The sequence below is a fragment of the Pseudomonas sp. GM50 genome (assembly GCF_000282375.1).
Classification (GTDB): domain Bacteria; phylum Pseudomonadota; class Gammaproteobacteria; order Pseudomonadales; family Pseudomonadaceae; genus Aquipseudomonas.
On the sequence record NZ_AKJK01000102.1, the window covers coordinates 37,992 to 53,245 of the forward strand.

Annotated in this window: 13 protein-coding genes; 4 read left to right on the forward strand and 9 right to left on the reverse strand. The window is 56.3% G+C overall.

What is annotated here, in order from left to right:
* Positions 1 to 8 precede the first annotated feature (8 nt).
* Together PMI30_RS06105 and PMI30_RS06100 are read left to right on the forward strand one after the other, a co-directional pair.
* Entirely contained in the window at positions 9 to 2,099 is a 2,091-nt protein-coding gene (locus tag PMI30_RS06105; RefSeq protein ID WP_032836001.1) for a YjbH domain-containing protein, read from the forward strand.
* On the forward strand, positions 2,096 to 2,455 hold the full coding sequence (locus tag PMI30_RS06100; RefSeq protein WP_008013095.1) for a VanZ family protein: 360 nt from the start codon (positions 2,096 to 2,098) through the stop codon (positions 2,453 to 2,455). The genes PMI30_RS06105 and PMI30_RS06100 overlap by 4 nt, the downstream gene beginning before the upstream one ends.
* 25 nt (positions 2,456 to 2,480) lie before the next feature.
* On the opposite strand, the gene PMI30_RS06095 is transcribed toward PMI30_RS06100, so the two are convergent.
* The 6 genes from PMI30_RS06095 to PMI30_RS06070 form a co-directional block, all read right to left on the reverse strand.
* Positions 2,481 to 3,932, reverse strand: a complete 1,452-nt coding sequence (locus PMI30_RS06095; RefSeq protein ID WP_008013096.1) for a hypothetical protein — start codon at positions 3,930 to 3,932, stop codon at positions 2,481 to 2,483.
* A gap of 146 nt (positions 3,933 to 4,078) precedes the next feature.
* Positions 4,079 to 5,473, reverse strand: coding sequence for an undecaprenyl-phosphate glucose phosphotransferase (locus PMI30_RS06090; RefSeq protein ID WP_008013097.1), 1,395 nt, complete (start codon positions 5,471 to 5,473; stop codon positions 4,079 to 4,081).
* A gap of 491 nt (positions 5,474 to 5,964) precedes the next feature.
* Positions 5,965 to 6,633, reverse strand: a complete 669-nt coding sequence (locus PMI30_RS06085) for a winged helix-turn-helix domain-containing protein (RefSeq protein ID WP_007900813.1) — start codon at positions 6,631 to 6,633, stop codon at positions 5,965 to 5,967.
* A 38-nt stretch (positions 6,634 to 6,671) separates the two neighbouring features.
* A complete protein-coding gene (locus PMI30_RS06080) occupies positions 6,672 to 7,424 on the reverse strand; it encodes an EAL domain-containing protein (protein ID WP_008013098.1) in 753 nt (250 codons plus the stop codon).
* Positions 7,425 to 7,435: 11 nt separating this feature from the next.
* Entirely contained in the window at positions 7,436 to 8,167 is a 732-nt protein-coding gene (locus tag PMI30_RS06075) for a winged helix-turn-helix domain-containing protein (RefSeq protein ID WP_008013099.1), read from the reverse strand.
* 596 nt (positions 8,168 to 8,763) lie between these two features.
* Positions 8,764 to 9,177: a VOC family protein gene (locus PMI30_RS06070; protein WP_008013100.1), complete on the reverse strand. Its 414-nt coding sequence runs from the start codon at positions 9,175 to 9,177 to the stop codon at positions 8,764 to 8,766.
* 242 nt (positions 9,178 to 9,419) lie between these two features.
* On the opposite strand from PMI30_RS06070, the gene PMI30_RS06065 reads away from it, so the two are divergent.
* Entirely contained in the window at positions 9,420 to 11,231 is a 1,812-nt protein-coding gene (locus tag PMI30_RS06065) for an ABC transporter ATP-binding protein (RefSeq protein ID WP_008013101.1), read from the forward strand.
* A gap of 250 nt (positions 11,232 to 11,481) precedes the next feature.
* A complete protein-coding gene (locus PMI30_RS06060) occupies positions 11,482 to 12,288 on the forward strand; it encodes a class I SAM-dependent methyltransferase (protein ID WP_008013104.1) in 807 nt (268 codons plus the stop codon).
* Between the two features lie 194 nt (positions 12,289 to 12,482).
* Here the strand turns inward: PMI30_RS06060 and PMI30_RS06055 are convergent, their stop codons facing one another.
* The 3 genes from PMI30_RS06055 to PMI30_RS06045 are packed head-to-tail and all read right to left on the reverse strand — an operon-like array spanning position 12,483 to position 15,233.
* Positions 12,483 to 13,172, reverse strand: coding sequence for a hypothetical protein (locus PMI30_RS06055; protein ID WP_008013106.1), 690 nt, complete (start codon positions 13,170 to 13,172; stop codon positions 12,483 to 12,485).
* 56 nt (positions 13,173 to 13,228) lie between these two features.
* Complete coding sequence (locus PMI30_RS06050; protein WP_008013107.1) at positions 13,229 to 14,041, reverse strand: ChbG/HpnK family deacetylase; 813 nt, start codon at positions 14,039 to 14,041, stop codon at positions 13,229 to 13,231.
* Complete coding sequence (locus tag PMI30_RS06045) at positions 14,013 to 15,233, reverse strand: GNAT family N-acetyltransferase (RefSeq protein WP_032836004.1); 1,221 nt, start codon at positions 15,231 to 15,233, stop codon at positions 14,013 to 14,015. The genes PMI30_RS06050 and PMI30_RS06045 overlap by 29 nt, the downstream gene beginning before the upstream one ends.
* Positions 15,234 to 15,254 lie beyond the last annotated feature (21 nt).

Sequence of the window (15,254 nt, forward strand, 5' to 3'; positions counted from 1 at the left end):
AGTGCCCGTTGACGTTACGTTTTGCTGCTGTATTGATCCTGCCCTGCGGAATGGTTCACGGTGAACCGCGTTATACCCAAAGTGATTTTGGTGGCGTCGGTCTGTTACAGACCCCCACCGCGCGCATGGCCCCCGCAGGGGAGTTGAGCGCCACGGCCAGTCGTACCGATCCTTACACCCGCTATGGTTTTTCCCTGCAGCCGCTCGATTGGCTGGAAGGCTCGTTTCGTTACACCGCGATCACCAACCGCAAGTACGGCACCGAAGAGTTGAGCGGCGATCAGAGCTTCAAAGACAAAGCCATCGATATCAAGGCGCGGCTTTGGGAAGAAAGTCACTGGGCACCGCAGGTCGCCGTCGGTGCACGGGACATCGGCGGTACCGGACTGTTTTCCAGCGAGTATTTCGTCGCCAACAAACGCTATGGCGACCTGGATTTCAGTCTCGGTATTGCTTGGGGGTATCTGGGTAATCGAGGGGATTTCAGTAACCCGCTCGCGGTCTTCGGCAGCCAGTTCAACGACCGGCCAGAGAGCACGGCGGCTATCGCCAGGGCAGGGGACGTGAACACCAATGCGTATTTCAGAGGCCATCCTTCGTTGTTTGGCGGGGTTGCCTACCAAACGCCGTGGGCACCGCTGAGCCTGAAGATCGAGTACGAAGGCAACGATTACAAAAATGAGCCGCTCGACAACTCGATCAAGCAAGACCTGCCGATCAACATCGGCGTGGTCTACAAGCTGGCCGACAGTGTCGATTTGAGTGCTGGCTGGGAGCGTGGCAATACGGCGATGTTCGGCATCACCCTGCACACCAACTTTGTCAGCCGCAAGGCACCGGCCAAGACGTACGACCCTCCCGCCGAGCCGTTGCCGGTGCAGGAGCCGTCGACCCCGGCCGACCAGGTCAACTGGGCCGATGTCTCTGATCGGCTACAGCAAAATGCCGGCTACAAGGTGAAACGCATCGCCCAGCGCGGTTCGGAGCTGATGGTGTATGGCGAGCAGTCTCGCTATTTTTATTCGGCCAAGTCCGTCGGGCGAGCCAGTCGGATTCTCGATAACAGCGTCAATCAGGACATCGACTGGTTCACCCTGGTGAACCAGCGCTATGACATGTCCATCGAGGAAACCAGCGTACCGCGCGAAACGTTCCGCGCGGTCGTGAACAATGACCAGCCGCTTAAGGATCTGCACCGTACGACCGAGGTCAATCCAGCGACTGCGCACCGCGAAACCACGCTCTACACCCAGGCGCTGGAACCGTTCAGTTACGGCTTCGGCCTGGGCTACAAACAGAACATTGGCGGCCCCGACGGACTGATCTATCAGTTCACCGCCGATGCCGACGCGGAGTACCGTTTCACCCGCAATACCTGGTGGAGTGGCTTGCTCAGTGCCAACCTGCTGAACAACTACGACAAGTTCACCTACGACGCGCCGAGCGGGTTGCCGCGAGTGCGCACTGATCTGCGCCAATACATGACCACCTCCGATGTGATGATGCCGACGTTCCAGTTCAACCATGCGGTGCAGCTGGATCGGGATTGGTACGGCATGGCCTACGGCGGCTATCTGGAATCCATGTTCGCCGGCGTCGGCAGCGAAGTGTTGTATCGACCCACGGGGAAACGCTGGTCGGTGGGCGCAGAGCTGAACTTTGTGCGTCAGCGGGACTATGATCAGGGTTTCGGCCTGCGTGACTACAAGACCGTGACGGGCCATGTCACCAGCTATACTGAACTGCCCAATGACATGCTTGCAGCGGTCAGTGTCGGGCGTTATCTGGCGCGGGACTGGGGCACCACCGTCGACTTGTCGCGGGAGTTCAAGAACGGTGTGAAATTTGGCGCCTGGGTCACTCTGACCAGCGCGTCGAAGGAGGAGTATGGCGAGGGCAGCTTCGACAAAGGGATCTATATTTCCATCCCGTTCGACGAGTTGATGAGCACCTCCACCATGCGTCGGGCCAACATCGTCTGGGCGCCACTGACCCGCGATGGTGGTGCACGCCTGAGCCGCGCCTACTCGCTGCAGACCATGACCGACGGGCGTAACAGCGACCTGTTCTACAACAACTTCGAGAAAATTACCGAATGATCACGTGGTTCAAAGGCCTGGTCGAGTTGCCATTCTGGCTCCGGGGCTTGGTCTTTGCCACGGTGACGGTGATTCTGCTGTTCGCAGGATTACGCCCCCAGCCGATCCCGGAGCTGTTCGCCGAAGAGGACAAGCTCCATCACTGGATCGGCTTTCTGGTATTTGCGTGCAGCTGCCGCCTGGCCTTTCCCAATGTGAAATTCCGCTGGATAGCCTTGGGGTGTTTACTCACCGGCGTGCTAATCGAAGCCGCGCAAGGTTTGATGCCGCTGCGCACGGCTTCGCCCTACGACATGCTGGCAAATACTATCGGCGTATTGATGGGCCTGCTGGTTGCGAGGTACTGGTTGCGCTAGACGTCAGCGGACCGGATCTGCTACCTCACACCAGCCCGATGCATTGCCAGGCCGCGACGCCGGGGGCGTCTGTTCGAATGAAGGTAATGCTGCTGCCAGGAGCCAATATTTTATAAGGCCCCTGACTCCCGAGTGCGAGGTTGCCTCCCGTGGCGAATCTTACCGGGTTGGAACTGACCAGCAGGGTCAAGGTTTCGCCGGGCATGTGGTAGCCGTTGATCGTTTCTATCGTCAGCCCCGGGCCAAACTCGACGTTGACCAAGGCATGAGCTTTGACCTCAAGCCGGCGTCCGGCATTGAACGAAACAGTGGAATGAACACCGCGAGTCTCGACGCCGTCCTTGGAGGGGGAGTCGAGCCGTACGCCGGCATGGTCGCTACCGACTACCAGGTTTGACATTCTCCCCGCGACGATGGGGGAGCGAATCGATGCCCTGCAGTTCTTGCCGCAATCCAGGCCAGTGACGACATTGGCGAAGCGTGGCGCGATCAACTCCAGCCCGGCGGATGAGTTTTTTTGCACGATCGCGGTTTTAACCGTTTCAAACCAGGGGGCCATCATCACGATGTTTTCGCAACGGTCGATTTCGATGCCGATGTCGGCGCGCTGAAAACTGGGGTTGGTGAAAGTGATGTTGTTGGGCCTGATGTCGTAGGACGGATCGAACCTGCCGATAAAAGAACCCGTGCCCACAGGTCCCAGGCCATACACGCCATCGAATCGGCACTCGTCGAATTCGATATGTTCGCACTGCCCCAGCAACACTAGGCTGCGTGCCGTGGCCACGGGTCGTTCAACGAGCACATGAGCGACATGGCCGAACTGCACGGGAGCCTGATAATCCTTATAGCCCCCTACCAGCCGCAAACCGTCGCCGGCAAACCCTTTGATGAACAGCCGACGCAGCTCGAAATCCCACAAGCCGCCGTCACGGCCCGACACCACTCCCTCCAGGCAGATGCCGTCCTGCAACGGGTTTTGCAGATGGTCACCGGCCAGCGTAAACCCCTCCAGCAAAACCCCCCTGATTTTGCCCGCGGGCATGCGGATGAATTTTCGTTCGCTGGAGGGCAAGGCTCTGATCACTGTGCCGCTCCAGTTCTTGGTATCCATGCGGCCGGCGATATGCCCCTTGCCGATGGCGCGAGTACCGTCGACCAGGTCGATGTATTGGGCATTGAGCACCCCGTCCGGTAGCTCGATTTCATACCCCGAGGCAAAAGCTCGATTGATCGCGGTTGTGTGGTCGAGCAGCGCGGCTCCCGAGGTCACATCGTCTCGCTGAGCTTGGCTCATGAAGTCGAGCAGGCTGTGACGTTCCTTGAGTTTGTCGCCGACAGTGCGCAATTCGGTGCCCGTTCCTGATTGCAGAAACCCCACCATGTTCGGATCCACATCCGGATCGGCGGCATTGGCCAGGCCGGCAGCCCCGCAGGCAGTGGCGGCGAGTAGCTGACGTCGGGTAATCGGGCGCATGGTTCAACCTGGAAAAAATGAGATGGGATGAAATGAGTCAGTGGGGGCGGGGTGTTCCGGGCAGTCAGAGGCCTGACTGCCCGGCTGCAGCCCTGTTTGCAATGAGCTGAAGAATAGACAGGTTATGAGCGCGAATATCTCAGCAGTTAATAGATGTCCTTGGAAAAGAGCGTGAAGGGGGTCTTGATCAGGATCTTGATGTCGAGCCACAACGACCAGTTGTTGATGTAGTTGAGGTCGATCTCCACACGCTTTTGCATTTTGTCGAGGGTCTCGGTTTCGCCACGGCAGCCGCTGATCTGGGCCAGCCCGGTGATGCCCGGTTTGATTCGATGGCGGGCCATGTAAGCCTGAATCTTGCCGGTGTAGTAGTCGTTATGGGCGATCGCATGGGGCCGCGGCCCGACGAGCGCCATATGACCTTGCAGCACGTTGAAGAACTGCGGCAGTTCATCGATGGAGGTGCGTCGTATGAATCGGCCGACCGGAGTAATGCGCGGGTCTTCACGACCGGCCTGGCGGACCTGATGATCGTCGTGCAGGCGCATGGAGCGGAACTTCCAGACCTTGATGATCTTGCCGTTCCAGCCATGGCGCTCTTGTTTGAAGATAATCGGACCCGGGGAGGAGATCTTCACCGCGACAGCGATTATCAGAAGCAGCGGACTGAAGCCGATCAGCGCCAGGGCGGCGAGGCTTCGGTCCAGCAATGTTTTGCTCAGCGCCGCTGTCGGGTAACTGGTCAGCGGGCTTTCATTGAGGTGGATGGCGGGCAGGCCATCCAGTTCGCTGACGGAATGATTGAGCAAGGTCATGCTGCCCAGGTCGGGAACCCAGACCACATCGACATTCGAGTCGAGAAGGTCGATGTACAGCGCTTCGACCTGTTTGGCTTCGCTCAAGGGCAGTGCGATGTACAACCGCCGGACATCGTGCACCCGGATCAGCTCGCGCAGTTCCTGCAACTGACCCACGATTCTGTGGGCATTGACGTTGGTAGACAATTCGTTGGGTTTTGAGCTGATCAGGCCGACTAGCGGCGGATATTCGGTTTTGGCCAGTTTGTCTGCCAGATTCACCGCCAGTTGGTCGGTACCGATAATCAGGGTGTTGTTTTGGCTGTGCAATTGCCGATGGTAGTGCCTGGAAAAACTGTGCAAAGGCAGGTACAGCAAGGCCTGTACGCAATAACCGGCCACCGCCCAGACCAGGATGATCTCCCGGGAGAACAATTCGCTGGTTTTGCTGATAAAGCCGATGGTGGTCAGTCCGGTCAGCGTCAGCAGCCACCCCAGTAGCAGTCGACCCAGGCCGGTGAGGTAACCATGCTGTTTGTGATAAACCAGCAGCAGCGAGTAGGAGGGGACCGAGCCCAGGAAAGTAAGCACCGCTAACACACGATAATGGGCCTCTATTTCTCCTGTCTGATAGAGCGCCAGAGCAAATAACAGCGTGTTGACTGATGTGATGGCAATTATCCATTGCCCCCAGAAAGTCAGTCCTTTGGATATGCTGTTTCGATTAATACGATTATGTACCATCGCGGTGTCCCTCGGGCCTGCGCCACGTTGTGTATCAGTCGACGGTTAATAAATGGCAGCCACGCACAAAGGCTGAGCGAACGCGGTTCAGTCAGAAGTTATTTTTATTATTAGAAGGGAATAACGCGGGCTTATGGCTGGCCATCCTGGCGTTGTTTTAAAGTCAGCTGATACGGTTGTCTCAGTGTCAGGTTTTTATACTAGTACCTAAATCTTCGTGTGTGTCTGACGAATTATAACGACCACTCTTTCAGAGGCCTTGTTATAAAAGGTCGTGCTCTTTTGTTAGGAGGATATCGCTCAATCGTCTATATAATTGCAGCATTCGATAAACGTTTGTCGGGTAGACGAGGGGGGCAACGGAGCGAGCGCCATAGAAGAGTTTATGGCGACAGTCAGGATATGCAGTGCAAGGAGGCAGGTGATGGGTGTGGGTATATCAAGTGGGGCGGAGAATCGCGTTTATTGTTATTGTTTTTGCGATTTCGCGCTCAGTAAGCGACTCTTATCCTTTGTGCAAGGCAGTAGCCCCGGTTCCTGACCGAGCGGACCAGCCGTTCTCCATTGGCTGCCGTCTTGAACTTTTTCTGCAGTCGGCTCAGGCACATTTCAAGGCCACTATATTGTTCCGGGTCTTTATCGATGCGTAGAATAAGATCGTTTTTGCTGAGTACCCGCCGATCGCTGAGGACCAGTTGTGTGAGCATTAACGATTCGGTACCGGTCAATGGAATAGTGATATCTTCTTTGACCAATGTTCGATCGTCAGCATTGAACCACCAGATATCAGGGTTGCCCTGAGACTCTTTAACCCGACTGACTGCCGAGATGAACTCTTCGTCGGCCACTGGTTTCTTCAGAAAGCCATCAACACCGAAGTGCGAAAAGTGATGGAGTTCCGAAGGTTCAGAGTTTGGCGTTATGAGGATGATTTCCGCATCTTTTTGATTTTTACGGATGAAACTGACGTCGCTTAGCGATATGTCCGCCTGGTCGAGCAGGATGTGCGTGAATCGACTCTTTCGGATGCGTTCGCTGCTGAGTTTGCCTGACTCGATTTCAAAAGATAAATACAGGCGTTGTGCGAGAAGCGATTCTATCGCTTGTCGTGCCAGTTGGTCTCGGGTGAAAATCAGAAAGCTGTTATTCGGCGTATTCACAATAAGGTTCCTTCCTAGTCTGGTGAAGTTTTCAAAACTTAAATAAGCTCGGTGGGTGAGTAGTACCTCCCCTGGAAAAAGTCGAAGGGCATGCTGCGAGCCAGTGTGTGTAGTGCTTTGTGCTCCACGCGGTCCGCCACGAATTTGATCTTGCTGTCATGGATCATGCCGCTCAGGCAGTCGTAAGACCTGTTGAAAAAGTCCTGGCTGTTTTCGACCATGATGTCGAAATTGGATTTGGTCAGGTCTACTTTTATGTAATCGAACAACGCCAGGCTGATCAGTTTTTCGGTGCTGTCGTCGCTTAAATCATAGCCATCGAAAGCGATCTCGATCCCATTGTCTTTTAATAGGTGAATGTGATTGATAATGGTTCTTTTTTCTTTCAGGTTGAACGACAGAAACGAACTGCTGTTAATGCTGGGAATAAGCTGTTGCTCATGCTTTTTGAGTATCGCTTGAGCATCGTTCATTTCCTTGATAAGCGCTTTATCCAATAAAGCAGATTGATTCATGGTCACGAACAGTTTGTTTGGCACCGGTGCATGGGAAGGCGTGGCCTCAATCTGCGAGAGGGCATTCAATTGGATCCGAGTGAGGACTTCGTAATAAGTCGCCAGTGGATGATCGGAATGCAGTTGTTGATACCCCTTGTTCAAGGGGGTCTCCTGCTTGGTTGCCTTGGCATAAATTTCGCTGCCGAACAGTTCATCGTTTCGTTTCAGAATCGATTGCCTGAAGAATACCAGTGCGAAGTTTTCGTGCACTATAGCTTGCCTGCTGGGCTCCATTACCTAGTCCTTTAAGAGTGAAAGTTTGTTTGATTGACTGATACGACTCCTCGAAGCAGTCGATAGCCATAACCACGAACACTGTGAATGATGTTAATGCCAAAGTGTTTTTTGATTTTATTTCGAAGCCGACTTATGGACTTCTCCAGGACGCGTGAGTCGTAGAGTTTTATATTCAAGCCCATGGATTCGGCCATGCTGTCATGGTGCAGGATATTGCCTTCTGCGTTAATAAGCGCATCCAGGGCTTTCATTTCCTGATAGGCCAGATCCAGTTTGTATTCATCGTTGTATAAGTGCAGGCATGTTTGGTCCAGGGTCAACTTTACACTGGGCTGCCATTCAGGAGTTTCGAGTAACTCTGAGAGTAACCTGGCTTTTTCATCCTGATCGTTAGGTACATTGATACAGTGATCGGCTCCGGCCAGGTAGCATTCGATTTTAGCGTGCGGCGAGCGATAGTTGATTGCAACGATAATGGCCAGTTCTGTCGGATTCGTACGTAACTTCTTGATCAGCGCCAGGCAGTCATTAAGTATGGAGGGGCTTTCAATATCGATCAGTACGGTATCGAGTGTTTGCGTTTCGATATCCAGACTTGGCGGGTTTGGATAATCTAATGTATAAACATGTGTGAGGTTTGGTACAAATAGTTGTCGAAGTTTCTCTGTTGAGCGCCAAGTGCGCCCAATAGCGAGAATACCCCTCTGGCTATTTTCGGTTTTGCTCTCAGTACTCATCATGTAAATTACTCATATGTGCTGGCGTTGCAATCTTAATACACAAAATACTGACGTTATCTGACTTTTTATAACATTTCCCGTCGTGAGCACACGTCACTCCATGCTCAGAAGTTTTAGCTGATTCAATGACATAGGCAAATGCCGAGGCTTAAGCCCATTTGTTTTTGTGATATCGGGCTTAGTTGGTACGCCCCTTTCAGTCGGACTAGGCTCTTTAGGTTGACTTTTCTATAAGCAATACAGATGCGATGGCTAATTGCCCATCTGGCTGCAGAACGAAGCACAACTGAGGAGTCTTGCGTATGAACTGTGCGGATGCCCGCATTCTTGAAAATTGGATTTGATTTATAAGGATATTCCACGGTGTTCTAGGGTGATGTAGGTGCACGTTGGGGAGGCGATCAGTACAGCGACCGCCTCTTTTTAGGGCGAATGAGAGGGAAGACTATATTAATTGAGTATTTTGGCATTATATTCGTAATATTTTTGTCAGGGGGCGGAATTTGTGAACGTCATTCTGTTTGGCTATTGAAAAAAAATCCAAGGTTGATATTAAAGAGCCAGTAACCTTTATGTACTAACCGGGGGGCGCCCGGTCACTGATCCTTTTCGCAATTAACCATCCACGCCACGCCAAACCGATCGACCAGCATCCCGAAACGTGCCGCCCAGAACGTCGCCTCCAGCGGCATCTGAATATTGCCGCCTTCCGCCAATGCAGCAAACACCCGCTCTGCCTCCGCCACACTGTCGACATTCAACGAAACCGAACAACCGCTCATGCCTGTGGTGGGGCGATCAGGTGTGGTGTCCGATCCCATGATTGCCTGGTCCGCGACCAGCAGGCGCGTGTGAATGATCAGGTTATGGCAGTCCGTTGGAACATGGTCGCGAGCCGGAGTTTCGCCGAAGGTCATCATTACTTCTATCTGGCCTGGCAGGCTTTTGGCGTAGAACGTGAAAGCGGCCTTGCAGTCACCGTTGAAGATCAAGTACGGATTGATTTTCATGTTTTGCTCCCGTTATGGAGAGGAGACATCGGCTGGATGTTCAGGTTTGTCCTCTATTCTCGATGGGCATTGACTCCACATAGCAAAGCGCTAAAACGTAGCGAGTGGTGGGTTTTTTTAGATGTTTTTACTATCGGCGTGGCCAGCTTTATCGCGTCCTGTCCCGTAGAGTGGATGGCTCATTCCACGTACTGTAGAACCTGCCGCGCTCCTCTGACGTCCGCCACCGAGTCCATCGTCCTATGCCTGTCCTGACCCGTTTTGCCTCTTTGCTCGACCAGGCGAGACGGGCTTTGTTGCTGGTCTGGGGAACGTCCCGTGGGCTGTTTCTGGGGCTGGTACTGGCGACCCTGATTGCCGGTGTGTTGCCGGCGCTGGCGGCCTGGTTGGGGCAGCGGATTGTCGACGCCGTAGTCACCGCCATGCAGTTGCACACCCAGCAGGGCAGTGCGCCGTTATGGCCGGTTGTGCGGTATGTGTTGTTCGAAGCGGGCGTGCTCGCGTTGCTGTCCGGGACGCAGCGCGCACTGTCGGTTCAGCAATCGCTGTTGCGGGTGCAGTTGGGGCAGAAGGTTAACACGATGATTCTGGAGAAGGCCCAGACGTTATCGTTGGTTCAGTTCGAGAATTCGGAGTTCTACGACAAGCTGGTGCGGGTGCGGCGCGAGGCATCGACCCGGCCGCTGGCGCTGGTAATGAAGTCGCTAGGGCTGATCCAGAACCTGATCGTGTTGATCAGCTTCGGTGTGTTGCTGGTGCATTTTTCGCCTTGGGCCCTGGTGTTGCTGGTAGTTGGGGCGTTGCCGGTGTTCTTTGCCGAGGCGCATTTTTCCGGGGATGCCTTTCGGCTGTTTACGCGCCGGGCACCGGAGAGTCGGCAGCAGAATTACATCGAGACGCTGCTTTCCCATGAAGGCTACATCAAAGAGGTGAAACTGTTCGGTTTCGCGCCGCTGCTGTTGAAGCGTTATCGGGACACGTTTGCTCGTCTCTATGCCGAAGACCGGCGCCTGACGTTGCGCCGCGATGGCTGGGGTTTTGTATTGGGACTGCTGGGCACCGCTGCGTTTTATCTGGCCTATGCCTGGGTCGTGGTCGATACCGTTCACGGCAGTATCAGCCTCGGGCAAATGACCATGTACCTGGTGCTGTTCAAGCAGGGGCAGGCCGCCGTGAGCAGCAGCTTGAGCGCGATCAGCGGTCTCTACGAGGATGGCCTTTATCTGTCGAGCCTCTACGAGTATTTGGCCGAACCGGTTATTGCCGATAGCGGAAACCTTACCGTGGGCGCGATACCCGGCGATGGTTTGCGTTTCGAGAACGTCGGTTTCCGTTATCCGGGAGCGAGCCACGCCGCTTTGCAGGGCATCGAACTGCACCTGTTGCCCGGCCGCAGCGTCGCCCTGGTAGGGGAAAACGGTTCAGGCAAAACCACGCTGATCAAGTTGTTGACTCGGCTGTATCGCCCCGATCAGGGCCGTATTTTGCTGGATGGCAGCGATTTGCAGTCCTGGGACGAAGTGGCGCTGAGACGGCGCATTGGCGTGATCTTCCAGGATTACATTCGCTACCAGTTCTCCGTGGGCGAGAACATTGGTGTCGGCGATACCTTGGCGTTCAACGATGAAACGCGTTGGCAGCAAGCGGCCGCCGAGGGCATGGCCGCGCCCTTCATCGAGCGCCTGGATCGCGGCTACGCGACGCAGTTGGGCCGGTGGTTTGCCGGTGGGCAGGAATTGTCCGGTGGGCAATGGCAAAAAATCGCTTTGTCTCGCGCTTACATGCGCCGCGACGCCGATATCCTGATTCTGGATGAGCCGACCTCGGCCCTGGATCCGGCGGCGGAAGCTGCAGTGTTCGAGCATTTCAGTCAACACACTGAAGGCCGCATGACGTTGCTGATTTCTCACCGCTTTTCCAGCGTGCGCAATGCCGACCACATCATCGTGCTGGACCAGGGGGCGATCCTTGAGCGAGGCGATCACGACAGCCTGGTCGCGGCGGGCGGGCGCTATGCGCAGTTGTTCAACGTGCAGGCTCGTGGTTACCGGTAGCGCCTCAATCCCCTGTGGGAGCGGGCTTGCTCCCACAGGGGATTTGTGCCAGCCAGCGGGCCGTTTTTTGTGCCTGGTGCTACGGACTAATGTGGCGAGGGGGCGGCCCCTCGCTACAGTGACTTACTCCGGCTGGCAGGTTTCGCCCCACCGGTGATTACAAGATCGCAACAAAGCTCGAATGGTAGTTTTGCTGATGCTGATCCAGACTCGTGCCGGCCAATCAAAGGCCCGAATTCTGGAGCGTGCAATGGAAATGCCGACAAAAGAAAAAGCCATCGCCAGCAATCGCGATGCGTGGAATGACTCCGCCCAACACCACAAAGACGCCCCTGAGTGGCGGGCCTGTTTGAGTGCCGTGAGCCATGGCGATTTTTCCTGCCTGGATGACACCCTCAGCGGGTTGCTTCAACAGGTCGGCGTCGCCGGCAAGGAGGTGGTGCAACTGGGCTGCAACAACGGACGCGAAAGTCTTTCGCTGTTTGCGCTGGGAGCCCGCCGTGTGGTGGGAGTCGACCAGTCCGAGGCCTTTCTCGATCAGGCCCGGGAGCTGGCATCCCGTTCGCCCCATGAGCCCGAATTCATCGAGGCGGACATCCATCATCTGCCGACTGATCTTCACCAGCGCTTCGATGTGGCGCTGATCACCATCGGCGTCTTGAACTGGATGCCCGACATCGCCGAATTCTTGCGCCATGCCGCGCAAACCCTCAAGCCCGGCGGTGCTCTGGTGGTGTACGAAACCCACCCGTTCCTGGAAATGTTCGACCCCGAGTCAGCCGATCCCTATCGCCCGGACAGCTCGTATTTTCGCAGCGAGCCTTTCGTCCAGAACCGGCCGATCGTCTACGAAGGCAAAGTCGAACAGCAGGCCTCAGCGTCCTACTGGTTCGTCCACACCCTGGGCGCCATTCTCACCGGTGCCGTCGAGGCGGGGTTGCAGATCCGCCATTTCAAGGAGTACCCGCATTCCAACCGCGAAGAACTCTATGATCGGTATCAGCAGCAAAAGGCGCAGTTGCCGTTGTGTTACACGTTGGTGGCGGTGAAGCGCTGAGTGTCGGATCTGAGAAATGAGTTGCACTGACTGACGCTATCGCGGGCAAGCCCGCTCCCACAGGGAGATGCGGTCAAATGTGGGAGCGGGCTTGCTCGCGAAGAGGGCGTGTCAGTCGATATTAATGTTGTCTGTTACACCGCTTTCGCGAGCAAGCCCGCTCCCACATTGGTCTGAGTCGGACGCAAAACCCATCACGCCTGCGCCGCAGTCACTGTCTGCTGTTCCGGTTTGCGCAACGCAGTCAGCCGCGAGCCGCTGTAGTGGGTTTCGCGGAAGAAGCGAAAGCGGCCGAACAGGTCGTAGATGTGGGTGATGCGCCCTTGCTCCTGGTAGTCCATGCGCAGGTGCATTTTCATGGCCTGGATGTTGCGGGTATCGCAGACGTCCACGATCTTGTTGCAGCCTTTGGCCCGCATTGCATCCCAGAGTTTGAACTGGGCATCAACTGACAAGCTGGTGCCAAAGTATTGGGGGATCATTTCACCGCCGAACTCGAAGAATTCACCGGGATTGACCCGGAACCAGCAGCCGTAATAGTGCCGGTCAAAGTAGTCCCTGGCGCTGCCCCAGATAAATCCGATGGCATCACCTTGCTCGTCCACGTACATGTGCCCGGTGTGGCCCTCGGCGGCGATTTCGGCCATGGCCTTGACGCGGTTACCGTAATACTTGGTGAAAGCCGTGGCGTTTTCCGGGGTGATGGTCACCAGACGCAAGCCCGTGTAGGGCCGCAGATTGTGCGGTGCCACCGGGGTAACCAGATCGCGCCCCAGCCATAGCAGCTCCCGATGGAAAAACACATAACGCTTCCAGAGCGTCTGGAGCGTGTGGAACAGGCCTTTTTGTTTGATGCGTTCGTGAAGCTTGTCGATGGCGCTCATGAAGTCCTCCGAGGCTGAAGCCAGGGTTGGGTGGGTAAGGTTTTAAATGGCGATAATCAAGGTTGCACGGTGTGTAGATCAGTCGAGTACTGCGGTCCCTCTTTGAACGCCTTTGGCACAACGGCATAGGACACTCTTGGAATGCCCGGAAGACGCAGCTCCAGCATGTGAGCCAGAGACTCTCCGGGGTTTAAATAGATATCGCCAAAATCGGCGCCGATATGGGTCGGGTGGACGACGATTTCCAACAGGCCGTCGATCGGCATCGCCACGTTGCGCAGGTCTACCGGGGTGCACACGTACTGGGCAGTCGCTCCGGCCAGGCGGTTCAATCGGTGATTGAGCAATGTCTTGAACACCCGCTTGGGCACACTCAGGTTATTTCCCAGGTGGCGGGCCAGTCGCACGGGCACCCCTTGGTAGGCGGCAAAGCGCGCGACGATTTCGCCGATGGGCCAGATGTTGTGCACGTGCTGATGGGAATCGATGTGGCTTGGGAGAAGGCCGTTATCCAGGCAGCGTTGCCATTGAGCCTGGAGTTCCTCCAGCACCGCTTCGCGATCCAGGCGGTTGAGCCAGAGACTGTGGCGGGGCAGGTCGAGGTCGAACATGCCCTGGCTGTCACAGAACGTCGAACGCGCGAGAATCGACGGGCTCAACGGCCGGCCATAGGTGAGGTTGAAGTGCAACCCGATTCGCCCCTGGAGCAACGGCTGCTGGGCCAGGACGCAGGCCTCCTCGAAGGCCGGCATGTTGGCCATGGCGGTTGCAGAGCTGATGACTCCGGCCTGGAAGGCACCGAGGATCACCGCGTTTTCGCTCAGGCTGAGGCCGAAATCGTCAGCGTTGACTATGACTTGGCGAGGCATGTTCACCCTCCTTGGTTTTTTCAATGAGCGCAGGGCCTTTGTCGGCGGGCGCGGGAGTAGGAGTGGTAACAGGAACAACCAGCGCCGCTGCACGCCAGTCGCGCCATTTTTTCAGCCAGGGTTTTAGCCGGTGCCAGAGCCGCATGGCCAACCCCAGAGCGAGGCCGCTGGGGCGCCAGGAGTAGAAGCTCCAGCGCCAGTGCTCCAGTTGCCCGGTCATGCGTTCCTGGAGTTGATGGCTGGAGTTCATCAGGCTGACCCGCGAAGCGTCGATCCAGTGCCAGTTGTCGTCCAGGCCCCAGCGAATCCACTCTTCGAGCAGCACACGACCGCTGCCCAGATCGGCGTATTTGGGCAGGAACGCCAGGTTGTAGTCGTACAGCCGGCCCTCTTCCAGCAAGCCGAGCCGGTAGCTGATGCAGCGCCCGTCCACTTCCAGCAGCACCACCCGCAGCAGTCCCTGTTCGGCGAGGGCGGTGAAGGCCAGGTTGATCCATTGTCGGCTACTGTTGCTGGTGAAAATCCCGACGCCTTCGACACCTTTCCAGCTCTGCGCTTCGACTGCGCTGAGGGCCTGCAATAAAGGCCCGATGGTGGCCGCGTCAGGGGTTACGCGTCGGACCTGGGCACCATAGGCCAACATGCGTTTACGCGCCCGGCGCAGTTTGTAGCGCGGGTCGCCGGAGACTTCCTGGCGGTCGATGTCGCTGATCAAATGCACCGGCACCCGGCAACTGAGGCGACGCTCGCCGGTCGAGCTGTGGGTCATCCAGGCCGTCAGCGCGCTTTCTTCGCCGATGGGTTCGGACAATTCATTGAGTTGCAGCATCGCATGGGGTACGCGACGGCGGATGATCACCAGCGCCTTGCGCATGCTGTCGGCATCGAGGCAGGTGAGCAGGGCCAGGCGATCGGTGAGGGGATAACCGAGGTGACGCAGGACCCGAAATGGCAGCTTTCCAAAACGCTCCACGGACGCCACCAGCGGCAGGCACAAGGCTAATTCATCGCCTTGCCAGCCGAGCAGAACGTGCAAGTGTGCCTTGGCCGTCAGTGCCTGTTCCGCTGCGCGCAGCCAGGCGAGGGTGTTGAACGGCGTATGGTCCGTCACGCGCCCGCACAACCCCTCATAAGCGGCTGTCGGAAAGTCCGGGGCGCACAACGACGTGCGCCATTCGAATCGTGCCACCATACGTTCAGCCCACCGCCTCAG

Bases quoted from the DNA above. Each gene is read 5' to 3' on its own strand.
- PMI30_RS06100 (WP_008013095.1), top strand. From the start codon at position 2,096: ATGATCACGTGGTTCAAAGGCCTGGTCGAGTTGCCATTCTGGCTCCGG.
- PMI30_RS06095 (WP_008013096.1), bottom strand. From the start codon at position 3,932: ATGCGCCCGATTACCCGACGTCAGCTACTCGCCGCCACTGCCTGCGGG.
- PMI30_RS06090 (WP_008013097.1), bottom strand. From the start codon at position 5,473: ATGGTACATAATCGTATTAATCGAAACAGCATATCCAAAGGACTGACT.
- PMI30_RS06080 (WP_008013098.1), bottom strand. From the start codon at position 7,424: ATGGAGCCCAGCAGGCAAGCTATAGTGCACGAAAACTTCGCACTGGTA.
- PMI30_RS06075 (WP_008013099.1), bottom strand. From the start codon at position 8,167: ATGATGAGTACTGAGAGCAAAACCGAAAATAGCCAGAGGGGTATTCTC.
- PMI30_RS06070 (WP_008013100.1), bottom strand. From the start codon at position 9,177: ATGAAAATCAATCCGTACTTGATCTTCAACGGTGACTGCAAGGCCGCT.
- PMI30_RS06065 (WP_008013101.1), top strand. From the start codon at position 9,420: ATGCCTGTCCTGACCCGTTTTGCCTCTTTGCTCGACCAGGCGAGACGG.
- PMI30_RS06060 (WP_008013104.1), top strand. From the start codon at position 11,482: ATGGAAATGCCGACAAAAGAAAAAGCCATCGCCAGCAATCGCGATGCG.
- PMI30_RS06055 (WP_008013106.1), bottom strand. From the start codon at position 13,172: ATGAGCGCCATCGACAAGCTTCACGAACGCATCAAACAAAAAGGCCTG.
- PMI30_RS06050 (WP_008013107.1), bottom strand. From the start codon at position 14,041: ATGCCTCGCCAAGTCATAGTCAACGCTGACGATTTCGGCCTCAGCCTG.
- PMI30_RS06045 (WP_032836004.1), bottom strand. From the start codon at position 15,233: ATGGTGGCACGATTCGAATGGCGCACGTCGTTGTGCGCCCCGGACTTT.